This is a genomic window from Streptomyces sp. NPDC005799 (genome assembly GCF_040630525.1).
GTDB lineage: Bacteria > Actinomycetota > Actinomycetes > Streptomycetales > Streptomycetaceae > Streptomyces > Streptomyces griseorubiginosus_B.
Genome location: NZ_JBEXXQ010000041.1, coordinates 17,253 through 36,261, shown reverse-complemented (window position 1 = coordinate 36,261; position 19,009 = coordinate 17,253). Strand labels below are relative to the sequence as shown.

Sequence of the window (19,009 nt, the reverse complement as noted above, 5' to 3'; positions counted from 1 at the left end):
GTACGGCGCACCGCCGCCACCGCCCTTCTCTGCGCCTAAACCGGCGCCGCTCTCGCGTACCTGGTTGCCGAAAGCTCCGTCCGACCCACGCCATCGGGCTGACCTGTCTTACGAGGTGGTGCAGGCGCTCGGGCAGGAGCTGCCGCAGTTGTCACCAGTGCTGCACATCAGCACCGTCTCGGTCGCCGGCGTCCCCTCGATGAAGGTGATGTCGAGCTGGAACGGGTCGTCGGCGACAGCGGTGGCGTCAGCGGTCGGCTGCTCGGGAGTAACCGGATGCTCCAGTTGAACGGTCATTCATGCCTCCTTGGGGCAGTGGACGGATGGTGCAAGGTCCGGGGCCCGCCAGCCACACGGTGATCTCTGCGGGCCTCGGCGTCTTCCGTTGAGCCGGTTTGTGTGGGGACCAGTCCCATGGGAGGGAAAGGGGCTCCTCCCCACACGTCTCGTCCGGCACCGAGCCGCATTCGCAGGTCCGGCTGCCGGGTGGTGCACCCGCCCGTCGCCGACGACGGGCGGGCAGTCTCATCAACCCGCGCACAGCGCGTACTGAGCTTGGGTGAGCACCCGCTCCAGGCGGGTGCGGTGGAAGCGGTAGATCAGCAGCGCGTGGTCGGAAGCTGCTCGGGTGTCCTCGTTGTCGACGACCTCGACGTGTTCGAGTGCGGAGGCCACGCCGCCGACGCCGTACCCGCGGTCGATGCGCTGCGGCCCGCCCTGGTGCGGCTTGTTGAATCCCGCCGTGGCGGCCAGGGCTTCCTTGCCGACTTCGCCGAGGTGGTCCGCGGCGTGGCGGGCGAGGTCGACGAACCCGGCGTCGATGAGTACCCCGTCGGGCCGGGTGTCGCTCCGGCGGGTGCCGTTTGCGTCCAGGTAGGTGCGCTGGACCATGTGCGCGCGGTCGGTGACCTTCTCCCACGTTGGCAGCGCGATCGGTTCGGAGCGCCGCGGATAGCTGTTCGTGTCCCCAGCCGCGATGGTGACCATCCCGAGTTCGGCCATCGTGGTCATCCAGCCGGCCTCGGTGAGCCGTTGATCGGCGTCGAAGTAGCACATGTGGAGCGACACGAAGTTGAGCGGTGTGGGGCAGTCGCCGAGCTGCGCCTGTACGTGGCAGGGGTGCAGCCACCACGGCTTCGCGCGGGGCTTCTGCTCGGCGACGTGGAACATCTCGGGCCGCAGGTACACGGCGGTCGCGATGTCGGCGTCGACGTGCGGGTTGGCCGCGGCGAGGAAGCCGCGCAGCTTCAGTCGCTTCTCCGTGGCATGCATGAGCCGCCCACCGCGTTCCCGGCTGTGCTTCGCCTCTTGCTGAAGCAGGACGTCGGGGTCGTATTCGGCGAGGATGTCGAGCGCGAGGTCGCGGCGTTCGCCGTTCCGGCCGCCGTCTGCCTCGATGTTCCAGACAACGACGTCAACGGTGCTGGCGTTCATGGAGTCCCTTCAGGCCGGGGTTCGATAACCACGTGTGGGGTGGGCTGAGTCGATGGGCCGACCGCTTGCTCCCCCACAGAGCGCGGCCGGGGCGCGGGGTCTCGGCGCCATCTCCTCCATCGAAGGCGTGGTCTCGGGACCTCCCGTGCACGGGCACGATGGTCCACACGACCGGGAGGAGACCCCAGTCCTGGGTCATCTCCGCAGCAGCTTCCGTACGGAGCGGAAACGGCTTCCTCCTCGCGGACCTGATCCATCGCACGGTTCAGGGCCTGGACGAGGCGGGCGAGGTTCTGCGCGCGGTGCGCGGCCGACCGCGGGGCGGCGCTCCGGGCCAAAGGCTTCAGGTTGAGGCGCCTGGCTGCTTCGCCGAGCGTGGCCTGTGCACCGAGACCAGCGTCAGAATCGGCCGGGATCCTGAGGCACTGAGTACGCAGCTCGTCGGCGACCATCCGGCCGTAGCGGGTGAACTGCTCGGCCATGTCGAGAGCGACGTCGACGGGCGGGAGATCGGTACTGTTCAGGTCCCATTGGAGCGCCGCCTCGACGACCAACAGGATCTCGGCCTCGTTGGGGACGGTGGGGCTCAACGCAGCCATGCGATCACCTGGTCCGCGGTCAGGACCTCGTACTCCCATGCCCGCGTGATGACGTGGGCGCGGTTCTTGGCCCCGAGGTTCGTCATGAGGTCACGGCCGTCCCTGCGGATGATGTCGATCGTCCGCCTCGGCTTCAGTTCGGTGAGGATTTGCGCGGCCGTCAGTCCCCGTGCGATGAGCGGCACGAGGTCGCGCTGTTCGCGGGGCAGGAACAGCCCTGCGGGGTCCAGCAGGTCCGGGCGGGTGATGGCCTCGGTGGCGTAGCCGACGGCGAGCGCGGCGGCGTTCTCGCCCACGCCGTGCAACTTGCGCTTGGCGAGCTTGAGGTATCCCGCGGCCGTGCCCTCGCGGATCTTGAGGTCCAACGCGACCACGGCGAGCGTGCTGCCGTCGGCCAGGCCCTCGAGGACCTGCCGCTCCCTCGGGGCCAGGACGATCCTGGCGACGGCGGTCGTGGTCACTTTTCTCCTCCTTGGCGGGCATGGGTGATCTGCCAGCACAGCGCGGCGAATGGCAGCACCTCGGTGGCCGCGAGCCGATGAATGGCGGGTGCCGGCCGCCGACAGCGCCGCAATTGGCGTACGACGGCGATGGCGAGCGTGCCGACCAGAGCGGCGAGGCGGCGGGGGTTCCGCCCGGCGCTGGGGCGCCTCGTCTCTCCCGTGGGGGATGTAGAGAGCCGTGGCCCAGCGGGAGCGGCGAGTCGGGCAGACAGGGGATGCCGCCCGACGTCGGCTAGGGGAGTGCGCGTCACGAGGCGGCTTCTCCCATCAGGTCGAGAATCGAGAGGACGGCCAGGGCGAGCCGTCGGAGGTGGCCCGGTGCGTCATCGGGGTGGGGGTGCTCGGCGCTCACGTAGATCAGGCGCCGCATCTCGTCGACCGGGTACGGCCGCACGAGGTACGGAACGATCTCCACGAACGTGGTGGTCGCCTCGCGGAACCGCGCCGCGATGGCCGTGACCAGATGCGGGGCAGGATGGCCGTACTCGCCGAGTACGGCCTCCAGGTCGTCGTACAGCTGCTCGTCAATCGCCTCGCTGGCGAGGGAGCGGCGAAGGCCGTACAGGACCACACCCATCGTCTCGTGATCGTTGGAGGCTCGCGGGCTCAGCAACCGCACGGCGACGTCAGCCGTCACTGCGACCATCACGATCTCCCATCGGGGATCGCCAGGGAGCACCACGTCATCGTGCCGTCGGGGCTCACGCCCCACTCCTTCGCGACGGCCGCGACGAGTAACAGGCCGCGGCCGCTCTCGTCGGCCAGGCCGGCAGAACGCAGCCGTGCCGGAGTCGGGGTGCCGTCGGTCACCTCGATGCGAAGTTCATAGGCGGAGCGCCGCACCCTGAGTCCGACCGGTCTTCCCTTGCCATGCTTGATGGCGTTGGTGACCAACTCCGAGACGACGAGCGTGGCGTCGTCGGTGAGCTTCGTCAGGTCCCATTGGCTCAGCTGTGCCCTGGTGATCTGTCTCATCTGGCCAGTGCGGATCTCAGCCGGGAGGAAGTCGACCTCGAAGCCGCTCTCAACTGCCTGGTCCCCGGCTGAGGCACTAAGGACGCCAGACCCGGTGGACGTCATCGCACCCGTCGCGAACGTGATGCTTCGCTCCGTCATCATCCCGCCTCCGAGAGCATGGGTGTGCGGACGGAGGCGGGGGCGGGAACGAACCCACGCGGCATGGGAAACAGTGGCTGACCAAGGGCACGCCAGAAGAGCCGATCGCCAGTGAAGGCACGTCGCGCGTGCAGCCAGCGTTCGTTATCCAGCAGGTAGCCCTGGCCGGGAGCCAAGGCGAGACGCACCTGATGACGTCCGGCTGCGGCCCGCAGCCGCGGGAGGTAGGGCTGCACCATCGGGTTCCAGCGCGCCAGCCCGTCGAACCGCAGGCGCACGGACACCCTCAGATCGTCGTGGACGGTAAACACCTGCGTGGCATGACCGTCTCCGGCCCCGAAGAACGCGGTGCGGGGTTGCGCCAGCGCAACCCCGGCCTGCCGTTCACCAGTGAAGAGGTCGGAGTGCACGGCCTGCCCATCGGTGAGCAGGCATTCCCCACCGGTCACGGCAGCTTGCCCGCACACAAGGAGCATCAGACGGGGCGGATTGGGTGTGCCGGAGCGTTCGGTGTGCGGATCGAGGGGGCCGTTGCCGAACCCAGCAAAGCCTGCCCGATGCGCGTCGCGTCGGGTGTCGCAGATCGTGGTGAGGCCGTCCGGGTCACTGTCGCGGTGCGGCACCAGATTCATGATCCGGGTGACAAAGGCGAGCACGGCAGTGCGCGAGGCGAGACCGTCGACAGTGACCAAGCCCGTTTCCCGCAGCCGCCCCGCGATCCTCTCTTCCGCTCCCGGCACGGTGAGGTCGATACGGCTGCGCACGAGGACGTCGGCGTACGGCTGATGAACTCGGCGCATCCTGGATCTCCTTAGCGGCGATGTGGTGCTTCCACTGTTCGGGGCCGGTGGGTCGGGGGTAAAGCGACAGATTGTCGACTCGGGCAATTCGCCCATGCCCAACTCGCGCCACGGGTCGCGTGCTACGTTCCGAACACCCCCGGCCGTACGTGCAATCCGAGGAGAGCGATGGCGTACACGCCCCCCACATGGCCCGTCTCCGTCAAAGGCGTGGCCGTGGACAGCCGCCGACGCGTACTGCTGCTGAAGAACGAACGCGAGGAGTGGGAACTGCCTGGAGGCCGACTCGAACCCTCCGATGCCACACCTGAGTTGGCATTGCAGAGGGAGATCGAGGAGGAGACCGGCTGGGCGGTGAAGGCCGGTCCCCTCCTGGACGTGTGGATCTACCAGCCCCTGCCCGCGACCATGCCGGACCGGCGAGTCGTGATCGTCACCTACGGATGCACCGTCCTCACCCCGGACAAGACCCCCGTGCTGAGTCACGAGCACAAACAGCTCGGCATGTTCACCGCCGACGAAGTGCCCGGCCTGACCATGCCGGACGGATACAAGCAGTCCATCGCCGCCTGGTACGCACGGATGTGACCGACCATGGACAGCGCGATGGTCGCACGGTGCTCGCAACACGCCCTGTGGCACTGGGCAACCCCGCAGGCCGAGGCAATCCTCGCCACCCGCGACCTCGGGGCCATCCTGCGCTTCCACCGCGCTGTACACGGCATGAACCAGTCCGAACTCGGACAGCTCCTCGGCTATGACAAGACGTACATCTCGCTCCTCGAACTCGGCAAACGGACCCTCGAAGATGTCAGCTCCCGTCGGCACATCGCCGAGGCCCTGCGTCTGCCACCTCACGCCGTCGGCGTCACCGATCCCGCGGACACCGACCACCGCGCCATGCTCCAGTTCGGCGAGTCCACCGTCCGCCTCGCCGAGATCGCTCGACAGTCCGGGCACGCCTCCGAAGCCGTCGCGGAGCTGTGGCCCCTGGTCGCCCGGCTCGAAGCACGAATGGAGGACGGGCACACGGAGCGGGACGTCTTGCACCTCCTGGCCCGAGCCCGTGTCGGCCTCGGCGTCGCCCTGGGCAACGTCCTGCCGGAGGAACGACTGAGTACCGCCGCCCGCTGGACCGCGAAGAGCATCGATATCGCCCGCTACTTCGGAGACCCAGCCTTCAACTCCTACGTGTTGCGCATGCATGGCAACGAACTGCGCAAGGCCCGCCTCCACGGAGCCGCCGTCGACCGCCTGCAGCACGCGGCTGCCATCGCACCGCACCACGAGGCGAAAGCAGCCGTACTCCCACTCCTCGCTCGCGCGGCCGGCGTCCTCCGGAACCAGCCCCTGTTCGACGAGGCGATGCGGGAGACGGACCAGCTTCTCGACGAGACAGAGCACACGTCGTTGTTCAACCCCTACGCCCTGCACGAGATCCGGCTGCGGGGGCTGATGGCTACTGGCAGGACCGACGTTGCCATACAACTGGTCGAGCAGGGCAGTCCTGTGCCGACGACCACCGTCGCCCCGCAGTGGCGCGTGATCGAGCTCATCACAGTGGCCCAAGTACGGCTGGCCGCCGAGGACTGTGGCGGCGCCGCTGAGTCCCTGCACACCGCCGTCGACGAAGCTGTCCGCCAGCGCCTTCCCCACCAGTTGCAGCGCATCGTGCGCGCGGCGCACCACCGGCTGCCAGAGATCAGGGAAGTCGCAGACCATGCCCTGGACCGGATTCGGCAAGAGATGGCCGCGTAACTTGATCTCGTCCCAGAGCAGCACCGGCTCGCCTCGGTCGCCTGACTTAAGGAACGTGGTCATGGGCCCATCGCACCGTGCTACGAAGCCGTCTACCAGGGGAATCCAGAGGGGGAAAAATCTGTCAAGGGGGGAAACTCAGGGGGGAATTGGGGCCATGATTGGATTCCGCCCACGACAGAGGTCACACTCATGCCAGATCCGTTCGCCGAACTGTTGCTCCGGCTCCGGAAGGAAGCAGGCCGGACGCAAGAGCAGCAGGCAGACGCGATCAACACTGTCTCCGGCCGGGCAACCCTGACCCGCCGGGAGATCAGCCGCTATGAGAAGTTCGAGAACGTCCCAACGAACCACACACTCGCCCACATCGCAGCGGCCTCCGGCGTCCCCTTCGAAGAACTACTGCGGGAGGCCAAGGCCGCCCGCGCCCGACGGAGGAGGGGGAATGTCCGTGAAGAGGAGGACCAGGACGACGTGAAGCGCCGCCAGCTGCTGGGCAGCGCCGCCATCGGCGTAAGCGCGGCTGCCGAGCCCTGGGGGCGGCTCGCCTTCGCTCTCAGCAAGGGCTCTCGCATCGACACGCCCGCTGCGGTCGCGCTCATCAACCGAGCTGCTGACCTGCACGTCCAGGAACTCAATGTCAGTGCCCGCCGCCTGCAAAGCACGGTTGAGTCGCACCTTGACGCGATCACCGTAGCCCTGCCTCACGCTGGCGAGCACGAACGGGCTCTCACCATCGCAGCCGGGGAAACCGCTGCCCTTGCCGGATGGGTGGCCTGGGACCTGGGCGAGTACGACAAGGCTGGCGCCTATTACGACGTCACGACTGAGTGCGCGGCGAAGGCCGGGCATCCTCCCCTCAGAGCCTTGGCCCTCACCTACGCCAGCTACGGGGCTCCGACACCGAGGAGGAAGCTAGAACTCCTGTCCCAAGCCTCCCAGGATGTGCGCGGCCACGGCAACGCCACGGCCGCAGCCTGGGTCCTCGGAAGGCATGCGGAGGAAGCTGCCGCGGTCGGCGACGAGACAGGGGCGCTGCGTGCGCTTGACCGAGCACGCTTCGCTTACGACTTTGCGGATCACACCAGCGAACAGGCATGGGTCCGCTTCGTGACGCCGTACCGGATGGATTCGTTGGCCCTTTCCGTGTACGGGCAGTTGGGGCGATCTGAACTCGCCGCCACGGCCGACACAGCGGTCGGCCGCCTCGGGGACGAACTACCGGATGGCGGCGTCGTCGTCCTCGGTGATCTTGCCTCGGCCCTGCTGCACGGAGGCGACGTCGAACAAGGCGTCTATGTATCGCGCCAGTTCACGGCCGCGTCACAAGCCAAGCCCAACACGATGGGCAAGGAACGCGCCGCAAAGATCGCCGCATGGCTCCCCGACAGTGAGCGGGAACTCGCCCATCACTTGCGGCAGTTCGCGTCCTGAATCGATCCCCTCGTTCGGTACACGGGCAAGCTCAGAACACGACCGCCGTCGCACGGCACGTTGCTCGTCAGTCCCGCGTTGTCTCCTCAACAACCCACGACAGATACGTCTCCGACCCGCCGGTCACAGGCAGCGTGATCCACTGGGGGACGTCGTACGGGTGCTTCTCGGACAGCCATGCCTCCAGTTGCGGGAGACGGTCTGTCGTCGTCATGTACGAGATACGCCACTCCCGCGCCGTCTCGACCTCGTTCTTCCACCAGTAGACGGCGGTGATCGGCGCGTCGATGTGAACGCCGGCTGCCAACTTGCTCTCAACTGCACCCCGTGCCAGCGCCCTTGCCTGGTCCTCGTTGTCGATGGTCGTCTGCGCGATCACAATCTCGTTGGCCATGCAACTACCTCTCCAGCTCGGTGTACCACGACCCTACCCAGCCGCCTCTGGTACTCGCCGCCTCTTCCGAGGCGTCGGGTGCGGGGGCCCAGCACCTGAGACGCCATCCGCTTATCGACCACACCAGCCCCGTGATCGATAAGCGGATGGCGTCTCAGTGTTTCCGAGATAGGGCCAGGCGCCGAGTGCATCACTCCGCCCGGCGGGAGGCGGCGTGAGCCGTACCGTCGTCCAGGTCGTCCTGGTACACGATGGCGACAGCACGCATGCCGAGGGCTTCGTAGAAGGCCCGGCCACCCTCGTTCCGCGGAGAACACTGGACCACGAGGGGCCCGAGACCCCGCTCGCGGGCCCACGCGCGGACACACTCAACCAAGGCGCGTCCTTTACCACTGCCGCGATGATCGGGGGCAACCCACATCTCGTGGATCACGCAGCATCCGCGGTCGTCTGGGCTGGCGATGATGTAGCCGTGCTCGGTGCGATGCTTCATCCCGGCCGGGGGCGCCGGGCGCTCGGGATCGAACGGCATCGTTACTGGGCCTCCATTTGTTCGGCCATGGCGGCACCTCCGTCGTACGTCGGGATCTTGGCGAAGGGGTCGTGGTTCTTCTGCTGCGCAGGACGGACGTACACGCGGCGAGGGATCGGGGAGCCCTTCGCCCAACGGCCGGCCTCCTCCAACTCCTCATCCGTGGCCCCGTGTTCGGCAAGGTCTGTGGCGCCGCCGGCGCGCAGGCCCTGCGCGGAGACGGGGCGCCCGTCGGTGACCAGGCCCGCCTTCTTGAACCAGAGCTGGACCCGTTCGTTGACGGTGTGGCCGCGCAGGTAGTCGCCCCGTACGGTGGCTGTCTTCTGCCGGGTCTCCGTGGTGGCGACCGTGCCGTCCTTGAGCAGGTGGCGGAAGAGGGGGCCGCTCGTGATGCCTTGGTCGGCGAGGTGGCCGAGCCAGCGGCGCATTCTGGTGACGAGGTCAAGGTCCGGACGATCGTGGAGGGTGAGGGTCTGCTCCTCCTCCTGGTGCGTCTTGTCCTTCAGTAGCCACACCACGATCCGGTCGTCGAGGACGGTGAGGTCTTCGATGTCCAGGTCGGCGTCCTCGATTCGGCGGGCGAGGAAGCGGTAGCCGAAGGCGAGCAGGGCGGCGTCGCGCCAGCCGATCGGCCGGTTGGCGGCTTCCGCAGTCGCCATCATCGGGATGAGGTATGGCAGGGTGATCGGGAACGCCTGCCGTCGGCGTGATGCCCGCTTGTTCTTGGCTCGGTAGTCCTTCAGGAGTTGCAGGAAGAGGCTGTTGTCGGGCTGCTTGCCCACCGGCATGGACGTGCGGATCAGGGACATGTAGTTGCGGATCGTGGTGACCTTGAGCTTCCGGCTCATCAGATGCTGGCCGTACTCGGTGTACGTCGCCGTCGTGCACGGGACCGCGACGCGCCCCTCGGCGGCGCACCACTCCCGGAAGCGGCGCATCACCGATCCCCGCGGCCCTGACTCCTCACCGCCCGCTTCGTCGAGCGCGCGGGCCGTCTCCTCGGAGACGTACAGATCCCGCTCGGTGTAGCGCGGGCCGCCCGCGTCGGTTGGGATCTCCTGTCCCGGCCGGAGCACGGTGTTGTGGTCGACGCGCGGCACTCCAGAGCCAGCGGCAGACCCCGACTCCGCGCCGTCTTCAACGAGTTCGGCGTCAACGACCTCGACGAGATCTACCCCCGTGCCCATCAAACCCCCCTGGTCATCAGCAAGTTGATCCCAGATTACCGACGACAATCGTAATTATTGTCGGCTACCAGGCAGTAATCCTCTCAGTCGCTCCTCGCGGCTCTCGCCCTCTGTACGGTGGCTATGGGCGCGTGACTGTGGGGGAGGTGCGAGATGAAGTAGTCACCAGAGCAGTACGACCTGCCAGCCTGAAGTCAGCCGGGGAAGCTTGGGATCTGGGGCACTGCTAGCCCATGCTGATATTGAGTGACGGGATCTTGGCGTGGCGACTGGGAGGGTGAGGGCGGAGGTCGCGTATCACTCGTCTTGTGGTAGTTCGCCTCGTCTGAGGAGCGCGCGACCTGCCGCGAGGGTCGCATGGATCGCGGGGGCCGTGATGGGAATGGACGACTCGCCGCGTCGTCGCACGATGCTGATGAAAGCGCCTTCAACTTGTCCATCGACAATTGAGCCATGGACAAGGAAGGGCTTGTACTCCTCGGGCTGTGGCGGTATGTGCAGAAGGACCAGGCTGCCGCCCTCGACTGGGGCTATTTCAATGTCCAAGTAGTCCGGCGGTGGGTACAGGTGCTGTTCGATCGCCGTTTGGTAGATGCGCAGAGTTCGACCGTCCACGGGGACGGGGCAGATGCTGCTGATGATTTCGCCACCCGGGACCTTCTTCCCGCGCATCCCGACCACGACTATCCCGCCGTGCTCGCCGTTCGCAAATCGGGCAACCGCCTGGGCGATGGCAATCTTCCCTGCAGGGGACTTTAGGTTGTAGTGCGCGCTCTTCACGTCCAGCCATGCGCCCTCCTCTTGTCCGATCAGAACTTGTGCTTGGCCGGATCGCAGCAGGTCAAGGGTCGTCGCACGAGTCAGCTGTCCCCCCTCGAACGCCTCCAGCAGGGCCACTGCGCCCTCGCCGATCCGATAGATGTCGGCCATGTCCCGTCCGCGAGGCGAGCAATGCATCTCGACCTCCCAGATGAGTGGGTGCACGGAGTAAGGGTCCAACTCCACTTGCACAAGCGTCGCGCGCTGCCGTCGTAGGTAGACATTCAGCAGCGGAGAGAGCGCTGCGCTCGCCTCTTCCTCCGTGCCGTATGCGTCACTGGCCAACGATGCGATGACACACAACTTCTCGTCGTGGAAAGCGAAGGAGATTGGCTCCCGAACGGAGAACTCCTCGTCCACGTTGTCATCAAACGTGACCTCGACCGTGACGTATTCGCCATCACGCACTCGCTTGAGAGCGTCCCTCAAGTCCGTCGGACGCATCCCCTTGAGGTCGCCCCGGTGCAAAAGGAAGCTGTCGAGATCGAGCCCGATGCGCCTTTCGCCATTTGCCAACACGAGGCATTCTTGCTTACGGTCATAGACCACGGACCTTGCTGCTGCCATGCGGTGCGTCTCCCCTGGGTCGAGGTAGACAGCCTTGCAGCACAAGCCGAGTTGACTCAACAGATGCTCGTTGCCAGGCGAATCGCGAGCGCGGCCCTGCCTCTTCCTGTCGCGGGGTAGCCGATCCAACGCGCTTTCTCGCTACGGCTTCTGTGCGTCCTTACCGGCGAACAGGCCGCGGATCAAGCTCGCGGCCAGTGCAACACACAAGGCATGCGCCCCGGGCCCAAGGCCACCACGACGCCGGCGAGCAGCATCAGAGCGATGGCGTCCGCGGCGAACCCCCATGGTGAAGCCTCGCAACCACGGGTCCGTCTGCCTTGATGACGATCTGCAGCATCGACGCGTGGCCGTGGCCGACCTCGCTGCACCGCGTTAGCTCCCCTTCGGCAGCAGGGTAACGCGCTTGCCAAACATCCGCGGACACTTCGTAGAGGGCCGCTTCGCCATAGGATCGTCCGATGAAGCCGAGCGACTTCTTCATCCAGATACCGGACGCCAACTGGGTCATGCACGATGAGTTCGACTCGAAGCTTGTCGAACAGCTGCGCCAAGGGGAGCTGGAGAGTCACACAGACCTGGAGGCGGGCTACGCTCTTGCTCGGCTGATTAAGTCGGAGCTAACGGCCTACGGCACCGACCAGAGTCAGAAGCTCAGCGGCGACGAGAGCGCCCTGGCCATGCGCGTGCTCAAGGCCGTGCTGCGTCGACTCGACGTCACCTTCGACCCGCCGTTCAACGACTTCGATGGATGGCACGGGTACTGGAGTGCTCAAGGAATGACGCACGGCGGCTCGTGGGCGATGCGTCGTGGGTACATCAACGAGCTGTTCACTCCACTGCTGGCCAACCTGGAGGAGATGGAGGACTCCGAGGCCAACTTCCCGGGATTTCAGGGTGTGGACGGCGAGATGAAGAACATCATCTTCGCATCCACCAGTTATAAGCCTGAGATCGTCCTTCGCGATGCGATCAGCAACACCATCGAGGTGGTGTCCAACGCAGACGCGTGCCTCATCTTCAACCGCCCGCTCACCCGAGCTGGTCTCACATGGGGCGAGCTGACGGCGTGGTGGCGGGAGGAACAGAACCTCAACTCAGCGACGGACGTTGAGGTGCAACAACACCTTTACCGCAGGCTGTTGGCTTCCTTGGGAAGCCCGCCAGAAGAGGTGCTCTTCCGCGCTTACTGCGACCGCTACGTTAGCGAAGACGGCGGGAGACTACCCGCACTCCTTCCGCAGGTGTACCTGCACTACGACCCACTCACCCGCAAGCAGCGCCGGACACTCAACAAGCCGGATCGCCTCAATCGAGAACGTATGGACTTCCTGCTCATGTTGCCCAATGGAGGGCGTGTTGTCCTAGAGGTGGATGGTGTCCAGCACTACTCGATGGGCCCCGACGACGACAGAAGGCCCTCACCACAGCTCTACGGCGAGATGGTGGCCGAAGACCGAGCCCTGCGGCTGCGCGGCTACGAGGTCTTCCGGTTCGGAGGACATGAGCTCATGGATGATAGAGCCCCTGCCATGTTGCGGGAGTTCTTCACCTCGCTCGACGAACGGTTCGGCGCGGTGCAGTCTGTCCGCCCGCGGTAGCTGTTGGCTACCGCCGTTCAAGAAGCCGTGGCGGCGCAGGGGCGGGCGAACCAACGCCGCCTCGGGGGTGAAATGCGTCCCGGCTGGCAAGCTGCCCGTCAACCCGCCCTGAAAGCAGCCGTTCTCTGCACGGCCCCCCCGGGGGTCCATCCATACTGCTGCGGTGGATACCTACCGCCGGGCAGAGACCGACACAAGGCCAGAACGCCCCCAGGCAACGCCTTGGGACACCTACCGTGCAGCGTTGCTGCCCCAGTGGCGAAGCCTTCTAAGCTCCTCCCCGAGTGAGCGAGAAATGCAGGAGTTCTTGGAACTCCACCCCTGCTTCCTTCCTGGCGCAACCGACAACATCGGCCCTGGAGGACATCACGGTCCTACGTTCTCGGCCGTGATTCGACAGCCTCCATTGAAAGGTCTTGGCCCGACGCGCGTGCCCGACTTCATGTGGGTTCGACGGGACACAGGAGCCATCCGGCCAATCTGCATTGAAATCGAAAGTCCGCGAAAGACTTGGTTCAACAAGGGGTCGCGGACGCCAACTGCTGAGCTGACGCAGGCGATCGACCAACTTACAGAGTGGAAGGTGTGGTTTTCATCGCCGGAGAACCAACTCATTTTTGCCAAGACGTACGCTCCCAGCTACTCCCACCGCCCCGTCGAGCCCCAGTTTGTTCTCGTCTACGGGCTGGACAGCGAGTTTCGTGCGGCGACCTCAGATCATGACAACCCTGAGTACATGAGGCGAAAGCGTGACCACATGCCTCGGAGCCGTGAGCACTACTTCACCTACGACCAGTTGGCTCCAGAGCAAGACGCCGAGGACTATGCGACTCTCACATACCAAGTTGACAAGTGGATCCTTCATTCGTTGCCGCCGACCTTCTCAACCGGTCAACATGTAATGGAGATGAGCGAGATCATTAAAGATCCATCGGAGGCGGTGCTCAGGACAGAGCTCATGAGCACGGAGAGGAAGGACTATGTAATCGAACGCTGGAGGTATTGGCGTGAAGTGGCTCTTTCTGAAGACATGCACTTCACCGCTGTCAGTCGGGAATAATTTCCCTTTAGGTAGCGAGGGAGAGCCGGTATGTCAGCCACTGGTTGGCCTGCCTACTCGGGCGACCTTAAAAACTGCCATGCTCACGAAAAGTGGCGATTTAGGATCGCCGATAGGGTGACTATCGACCATGCCCGCGTAGACGGCAAGCCCCTTATCCTTCAGTTCGTTCAGAAGCTCGGTGAGACCACGCTGGGCGTCTCGTACAGCTGCGCGGGAGGTTGCCTCTACATCGCCGGAGATCTCAAGCCAGTCCGTGATGGTCTGTGCAACGGAGTCGATGAGGTCCTCCTCCTCGGTCGTACAGTCCTCCGGCTCGACGGCCGGTAGCCAGGCATCGGACATGGAGAGGATCGGCCAGATGTCACGGCCTGTCTTCATGTGGCTGAGCAGCACGACTTGAGGCTTCTCAGGAGGATTCGGTTTGGCGGTCGTCGAGATGACGTCAACGATCCTCTCGACCTGCTCCCGCTTGAGCCTGCTGATCTCATCGGCGAGCGTCTTGAGCCCCCATACCTCGATAATAACTCCCCGGTGTCGGGGCCGAAGCTCGTTGTCGATGAACTGGTCGACCTCGCCTGACAAGGTGTCGTTGGTGAGGAAGCGCCAGACCTTCACGTCACGGTGCTCTTGGAGACAGCCCTCCAAGTCACCGCGGATCTTCGCCTTAGTCTTGTCGATCCGCTCGCCACGCGTCGCGTGTGCTGCGAAGAACACCCGAGCCTTCGGGCAGTAGCCGTCGTTCTTGGTGTCCCCCTTCGGTCCAGCGGCCCGCACTGGTTGGTAGTCGCCGGGATACAGCTCCAGGCCGAGTCGATCCATGCAGTCCTGGAAGGCGTTGCCCTCCAGACGGAGGAGCTGGCCTTCAACGAGCTTCCGCACCGAGTTCTGATCCACGGCAGTCATTACCGCACAGCTCGTGTGCCCTGCGCAGCTACGCGGCGTGGATCAATCGGCCGCGGCCGGCGCATGGTGGGTCTGCGTAGTGAAGAGTTGCTCGTGCGGTCTGTACGTCTTGGCAACTCAGTTGACCCGCGTCCACGTTGTCCCGATCCTGGAACGTTCGTCTCCACCAATCCGAGAGGATGATCATAAACGAGGCATGGGTTAACATCGGCTGGACGAATAACGCGGTACGGCTCGACCTCAAGAAGGCGCATGGCTCCAGCGGCGCCGGGGCGGGGCGAAGGGGGGAACCGTGAATGGGGAGCTGATCACCGCGATTGCTGCAACGGCGGTGAGCGCGGTCGCCACGGGCTACGCTGCCATGCAGGCGCACATCGCCAAGCGCGCCGCCCGGTCTGCCGAGGAGCAGGTAGCCCTGATGCGCCGGCAGATTGAGGGCGAGGAAGCAGACCGCTTTGAGGCCCGCGGACCGCAGTTCAGCATCGAATCGGCCCACACCGACGAATCCGACGTTAATTTTCCGCGCGGGAAGCTGGTGGTCAAGCAGGACTCCGGCCCGCCGCTCAGCTCGGTCATCGTGAGCGCAACAGGTAAAGGAGTGGAGGGTATGCGGGGCGCGTACGACTCCACCAGCGAATCGGACTACCGCCGCGAGCAGGGCATCGACATCGGCCCCATGGCTCCCCACGGGACGCACGACGTCTACGTTGATCTGGACTGGGACACGCGCGACACGACCATTCAACTCAAGCTGGTGTGCCGGAACGAGGTCGGCGACACCTGGCACCGTGGCGTCGGCGCGCGAGTCGAGCCGCTGCCCGACGAGCCGCCCTCGCGACGAAGAGGCCGGACAGTTCGTGGATGAGTGATCTATCTCAGGGTGCTTGGTGGGAGCGCCCTGGCCCTGGCCAATCGGCTAGGACCCTTCGGCGCTTCTGCTAGCGCCCACGCAGTTTGTAGGGGTTGATCTCCTCGTAGGCGTCGTTTGTCTCTTCGCGGCCGAAGCTCTCTTCCCAGCGCTCCAGCCAGTCCGCCGGACCACCAACCCGAAACCGGTCATCCGCCCAACCGGGTTCGCCCACGCAGAAGGCGTGCACCTGGGGCTGGTCATCGCCGCTCCGACGGACGAACTTCTCATCGCAGATGGGGAAATGGCCCATGCCGTCGCGGACTTCTCGGACCGACTCCGGCAACGTGACCACCCGGGTCACCTTGTCGTCATCGCAGTCGACTTCGACCATCACCGGCATCAGGTACCGGACCCACCTCTTCGCCACCAGGCCGGCCCCTCTACCTCGCGTTGTCGGGAAGCACGTTATCGGCGCGGCACCCATGCACGGGCCGACTCCATCACAAGCCACCACATCGTTTTCGCTGACGGCTGTCGGCGCCTCGTGCGATGATCCCCCGTCATGGGGAGATACGTCTGGGGGAAGACGGCCGGTGCTCTGGTCCTAGCCGTGACCGTGGCGGCCGTGAGCGGCTGTAGCAGTTCGAGCGACAAGGACACCGCGAAGCCGGCCGCGAAGGCGAAGACGGTGGACCTGGGGAAGGCCACCACCAGGTTCCAGGCCGCGGTGACGAAGTTCGACGAGGACGGCGGCTGTCTCGAGAAGGCGCCGGGGACGTGCTGGGAGCAGATGCGGGCGCTCATGGAGCCGGCGCGCACCCTGCGGAAGGCGATTCACGCCGACAAGGGCGGGCCGGAGTTCTGGTCGGAGGCGTACGCGCTGATCAACACCATGGAGAAGGGCATCGCGGTAGGGGAGGACAAGGGCGCCACGGCCGCCGGCACGAACCGGCCCGACGTCCTGGGGTCGGCCAACGACCTGTCGGATTGGCTCGACGAGCACCCCGTCGCGTAGCGGTTCCCGGGCACACCAGGTGATCCCGCCGGGGGCTTCTCGAGCAGGATTGGATCATGAACCTCGAAGGAATCGGTGCTATCTCAGCGGCAGCTGTCGCGGCAATTGGCATCCCAACTGCGTTGATCGTGGGGCGATGGCAGCTCAAGGGTGCTCTGCGGACGGCCGAGGAGGCTGGCCGCGTTGGCATCGCTCAGGCGGAGTCAAGCTATCGCGGCGCCCTTGACGCGGTGCGTACGGAGGCTAACAACGCTCACTCACAATGGCGCCGAGGAATCCGCCGTGATGCATACGCCGCCTTCCTCGTTGCGACTACACGCGCGGTCCAGGCGGCGTCGGCGCTACCGCGCGAGCGGCTATCCGCCGCTGAGGACCTCACGACGCCGCAAGCTGCGCTCCGGATAGCCCGAAACGAACTCAACGCCACCTTCTGGGTCGTGAAACTTGAGGGGCCGCTGGAGGTGTCGGAAGTGGCTGGCAGAGTCTGCGTAGACATTTACCGGCTACTCGGTGTCAAGGAAGTCGATGCGGAGCAAGACCGCGCAATGTACGTTCTCAACTCCGTCATTCTCAATGAAATCCCAGACACGTCGGTCGATGAGGAAACACGCCGAACCGCATCGCGAGCGCTCGGGAAGATTCGCAAACTTCGAGAAGCCGTCCGTCGGCATGGCTATCAGCGACGCCGTACGAGTGCGGAATCGATGCCGGAGGAAGTAGCCGAGATCGACGAGGCTCTGCGGCGTGAACTCTCCTCCCTCGACACGCTACTGAGCTCGGAGCAGGTGCGAGCACTACTCGGCTACGCCTTCCGTGACAACCCCGACCCTATGACTCTCGATAGGGCCGGGAACACGACGATTCAAGAGTTCATTGCCGCGGCCCAGACTGCGCTGGATCTGCCCGCTCCACCAACGATCTGAACCGCGCTCGGGGGTAGCTGAGGATCCTCCTGCGCTCAGGTTCCGGACAGCACTCCAGGGCGCGACTCGCCCTGGCGGGCGTTCCCCTCACCAGATCAGGTGAGGGGAACGCCTAGCCTATATTCAAGTGGGGCCGGAAGGCCGGATGTACGCACACCATATTTTCGGCGATCAATTCCGAGCTTGACACCTTCGGCTTCTCTATCGCATATACGGTACCGTGAGTTGATTTGTATCCAACGACGCCGATCTGATACATGGTCAGCGCTAGTCGCGCTTTGGCGGCAGGGTACCAATTCTCATTCTTGAATTCACCATTGACGTGAGGATCAAGCAAGGCTCGATTCTCCATTAGGTCGGCGAGTTCCTTTCCAGTCATCTCAGCGGGGGCGCCCTGGAAGACTTGATCTACAAACTTGTGAATCTTGCTATAGATGTCTCCGAAGTCGGCATTGAGATTGAAGACCTTTTCTTCCGAGTAAGACCCGAGGCTGGCCTTGATGTGATCCTTCGTAATCGGGTCATTATCGGCAGGCTTACCTGCAGCGAGATTGCAGAGCGTGATCATATCGCGAGGCCCACTCACGCAGTACCGCGTAAGGTAGCGAGTAAAAGTATCAAACTCGCCGGACCAGGAAAATTCTTTCGCCCAGATCCTTTCGACATCAAGGCTCTGTCCGATTTCTTCGCCTCGCTGGTGCGCAATTCTTCTTGCGATGAGTTCGACCAAAGCGTCATGATCCCAGGTCAAGAAATCGATCTTACTCCTGACCTTGCTGTACTCCTTTGGACTTTCATACCACGACCTCCAGAGCCCCTGCTTGACGAACAGCACCGCGTGAAGTCTCTCCTTGCCGCCTTCGTTTATATCAACGACCGCCCTCGCAACGCCTTCCAGGAACAACGGGTTATCCGAAATTCCAGGAAATACATCCTCGACGTCATCAATCAGGATGCAGCCTGCTTCATCTGCGTTGCGGAGCGCCGCGACTACGTCACCAATGAGACCATCCAGGCTGGACTGCAGCATGCTTGCGGCGCTTGGCTTTAGAAGTTCACCCAGTTTTAGTGTTGCACCTGGAACTGTGACGTCTATCGCGTGGGGGATTCGCTTCAGGACGTCTGTGGACACATCCACAGCCTTCTTCAGTGCATTAACAGCCCTAGACGATCGAGACTCGCTGAATCGCTTCGCAAATTCTCGGATAAGGATTGCTGCGACGGCATTCTTGGTTCTGCCTGACGAATCTCGGATCGTGGATACATCGTGACTGAAGTACGCATTGTTCGCATCGAGGTTGAAGACATAGGAATCGGTTTGGCTCTCCAAATGCCTGCGCAGCTCAGTCTTTCCACTGCCCGTAACGCCCACAACTACTTGATTGCCAGAACTGCGCATTCCCCACTTGAGATGCTGCTCGATATCACGAAAAACATGCTGCGCTTTCAGTGCCTTCTCGGAATCGACTGAGGCATCCGCTTCGCCGAAATAATTGTCGGGGCGGGCCATG

General features: G+C 64.4%; 22 protein-coding genes. 8 read left to right on the top strand and 14 right to left on the bottom strand.

Annotation, left to right across the window (positions count from 1 at the left end; all coding sequences use genetic code 11):
• Window positions 1–108: 108 nt before the first annotated feature.
• The 7 genes from ABZ453_RS33895 to ABZ453_RS33865 all read right to left on the bottom strand — a co-directional run bounded on the left by ABZ453_RS33895 (window position 109) and on the right by ABZ453_RS33865 (window position 4,452).
• Window positions 109–297 carry an FxLD family lanthipeptide gene (locus ABZ453_RS33895; RefSeq protein ID WP_359021027.1) on the bottom strand — a complete coding sequence of 63 codons (189 nt, stop codon included), beginning with the start codon at window positions 295–297 and terminating at the stop codon, window positions 109–111.
• A gap of 231 nt (window positions 298–528) precedes the next feature.
• Complete coding sequence (locus tag ABZ453_RS33890) at window positions 529–1,434, bottom strand: endonuclease/exonuclease/phosphatase family protein (protein WP_359021025.1); 906 nt, start codon at window positions 1,432–1,434, stop codon at window positions 529–531.
• Window positions 1,431–2,033, bottom strand: a complete 603-nt coding sequence (locus tag ABZ453_RS33885; RefSeq protein ID WP_359021023.1) for a DUF6415 family natural product biosynthesis protein — start codon at window positions 2,031–2,033, stop codon at window positions 1,431–1,433. Before ABZ453_RS33885 ends, ABZ453_RS33890 begins: the two co-directional genes overlap by 4 nt.
• Window positions 2,021–2,494, bottom strand: coding sequence for a hypothetical protein (locus ABZ453_RS33880; protein ID WP_359021021.1), 474 nt, complete (start codon window positions 2,492–2,494; stop codon window positions 2,021–2,023). The genes ABZ453_RS33885 and ABZ453_RS33880 overlap by 13 nt, the downstream gene beginning before the upstream one ends.
• A gap of 289 nt (window positions 2,495–2,783) precedes the next feature.
• On the bottom strand, window positions 2,784–3,182 hold the full coding sequence (locus ABZ453_RS33875) for a DUF6415 family natural product biosynthesis protein (protein WP_359021019.1): 399 nt from the start codon (window positions 3,180–3,182) through the stop codon (window positions 2,784–2,786).
• Entirely contained in the window at window positions 3,182–3,511 is a 330-nt protein-coding gene (locus tag ABZ453_RS33870; protein ID WP_359021017.1) for an ATP-binding protein, read from the bottom strand. The genes ABZ453_RS33875 and ABZ453_RS33870 overlap by 1 nt, the downstream gene beginning before the upstream one ends.
• 140 nt (window positions 3,512–3,651) lie before the next feature.
• The gene (locus ABZ453_RS33865; protein ID WP_359021015.1) at window positions 3,652–4,452 is read right to left on the bottom strand and encodes a TauD/TfdA family dioxygenase; all 801 of its coding nucleotides are present in this window, start codon (window positions 4,450–4,452) and stop codon (window positions 3,652–3,654) included.
• 168 nt (window positions 4,453–4,620) lie between these two features.
• Between ABZ453_RS33865 and ABZ453_RS33860 the strand changes: the two genes are divergently transcribed.
• The 3 genes from ABZ453_RS33860 (at window position 4,621) to ABZ453_RS33850 (ending at window position 7,644) form a co-directional block, all read left to right on the top strand.
• Complete coding sequence (locus ABZ453_RS33860; protein WP_359021013.1) at window positions 4,621–5,040, top strand: NUDIX hydrolase; 420 nt, start codon at window positions 4,621–4,623, stop codon at window positions 5,038–5,040.
• A gap of 6 nt (window positions 5,041–5,046) precedes the next feature.
• A complete protein-coding gene (locus ABZ453_RS33855) occupies window positions 5,047–6,210 on the top strand; it encodes a helix-turn-helix domain-containing protein (RefSeq protein WP_359021011.1) in 1,164 nt (387 codons plus the stop codon).
• Window positions 6,211–6,402: 192 nt separating this feature from the next.
• Window positions 6,403–7,644, top strand: a complete 1,242-nt coding sequence (locus tag ABZ453_RS33850) for a helix-turn-helix transcriptional regulator (protein ID WP_359021009.1) — start codon at window positions 6,403–6,405, stop codon at window positions 7,642–7,644.
• 67 nt (window positions 7,645–7,711) lie between these two features.
• Here ABZ453_RS33850 and cutA read toward each other — a convergent pair whose 3' ends face one another.
• The 4 genes from cutA to ABZ453_RS33830 all read right to left on the bottom strand — a co-directional run bounded on the left by cutA (window position 7,712) and on the right by ABZ453_RS33830 (window position 11,143).
• Window positions 7,712–8,038 carry a divalent-cation tolerance protein CutA gene (cutA, locus tag ABZ453_RS33845; protein WP_359021007.1) on the bottom strand — a complete coding sequence of 109 codons (327 nt, stop codon included), beginning with the start codon at window positions 8,036–8,038 and terminating at the stop codon, window positions 7,712–7,714.
• Window positions 8,039–8,228: 190 nt separating this feature from the next.
• Entirely contained in the window at window positions 8,229–8,570 is a 342-nt protein-coding gene (locus ABZ453_RS33840) for a GNAT family N-acetyltransferase (RefSeq protein ID WP_359021005.1), read from the bottom strand.
• 2 nt (window positions 8,571–8,572) lie between these two features.
• Window positions 8,573–9,757 carry a tyrosine-type recombinase/integrase gene (locus ABZ453_RS33835; protein ID WP_359021003.1) on the bottom strand — a complete coding sequence of 395 codons (1,185 nt, stop codon included), beginning with the start codon at window positions 9,755–9,757 and terminating at the stop codon, window positions 8,573–8,575.
• Between the two features lie 297 nt (window positions 9,758–10,054).
• Window positions 10,055–11,143: an ATP-binding protein gene (locus ABZ453_RS33830; protein ID WP_359021001.1), complete on the bottom strand. Its 1,089-nt coding sequence runs from the start codon at window positions 11,141–11,143 to the stop codon at window positions 10,055–10,057.
• 461 nt (window positions 11,144–11,604) lie between these two features.
• Here ABZ453_RS33830 and ABZ453_RS33825 point away from each other — a divergent pair, with 461 nt between their 5' ends.
• Window positions 11,605–12,744, top strand: a complete 1,140-nt coding sequence (locus tag ABZ453_RS33825; RefSeq protein ID WP_359020999.1) for a hypothetical protein — start codon at window positions 11,605–11,607, stop codon at window positions 12,742–12,744.
• Window positions 12,745–13,039: 295 nt separating this feature from the next.
• Window positions 13,040–13,804: a Shedu anti-phage system protein SduA domain-containing protein gene (locus ABZ453_RS33820; protein ID WP_359020997.1), complete on the top strand. Its 765-nt coding sequence runs from the start codon at window positions 13,040–13,042 to the stop codon at window positions 13,802–13,804.
• 33 nt (window positions 13,805–13,837) lie between these two features.
• On the opposite strand, the gene ABZ453_RS33815 is transcribed toward ABZ453_RS33820, so the two are convergent.
• Window positions 13,838–14,701, bottom strand: coding sequence for a hypothetical protein (locus ABZ453_RS33815; protein ID WP_359020995.1), 864 nt, complete (start codon window positions 14,699–14,701; stop codon window positions 13,838–13,840).
• A gap of 301 nt (window positions 14,702–15,002) precedes the next feature.
• On the opposite strand from ABZ453_RS33815, the gene ABZ453_RS33810 reads away from it, so the two are divergent.
• Window positions 15,003–15,575 (top strand): hypothetical protein, encoded by a 573-nt coding sequence (locus ABZ453_RS33810; RefSeq protein ID WP_359020993.1) that lies wholly within the window; start codon window positions 15,003–15,005, stop codon window positions 15,573–15,575.
• Window positions 15,576–15,648: 73 nt separating this feature from the next.
• Here the strand turns inward: ABZ453_RS33810 and ABZ453_RS33805 are convergent, their stop codons facing one another.
• Window positions 15,649–15,960, bottom strand: coding sequence for a hypothetical protein (locus ABZ453_RS33805; protein ID WP_359020991.1), 312 nt, complete (start codon window positions 15,958–15,960; stop codon window positions 15,649–15,651).
• A gap of 162 nt (window positions 15,961–16,122) precedes the next feature.
• Here ABZ453_RS33805 and ABZ453_RS33800 point away from each other — a divergent pair, with 162 nt between their 5' ends.
• Together ABZ453_RS33800 and ABZ453_RS33795 are read left to right on the top strand one after the other, a co-directional pair.
• Window positions 16,123–16,575: a hypothetical protein gene (locus ABZ453_RS33800; protein WP_359020989.1), complete on the top strand. Its 453-nt coding sequence runs from the start codon at window positions 16,123–16,125 to the stop codon at window positions 16,573–16,575.
• A 56-nt stretch (window positions 16,576–16,631) separates the two neighbouring features.
• Window positions 16,632–17,498 (top strand): hypothetical protein, encoded by an 867-nt coding sequence (locus ABZ453_RS33795; protein WP_359020987.1) that lies wholly within the window; start codon window positions 16,632–16,634, stop codon window positions 17,496–17,498.
• 112 nt (window positions 17,499–17,610) lie between these two features.
• Here ABZ453_RS33795 and ABZ453_RS33790 read toward each other — a convergent pair whose 3' ends face one another.
• Window positions 17,611–19,008 (bottom strand): hypothetical protein, encoded by a 1,398-nt coding sequence (locus ABZ453_RS33790; RefSeq protein ID WP_359020985.1) that lies wholly within the window; start codon window positions 19,006–19,008, stop codon window positions 17,611–17,613.
• Between the last annotated feature and the right edge of the window lies 1 nt (window position 19,009).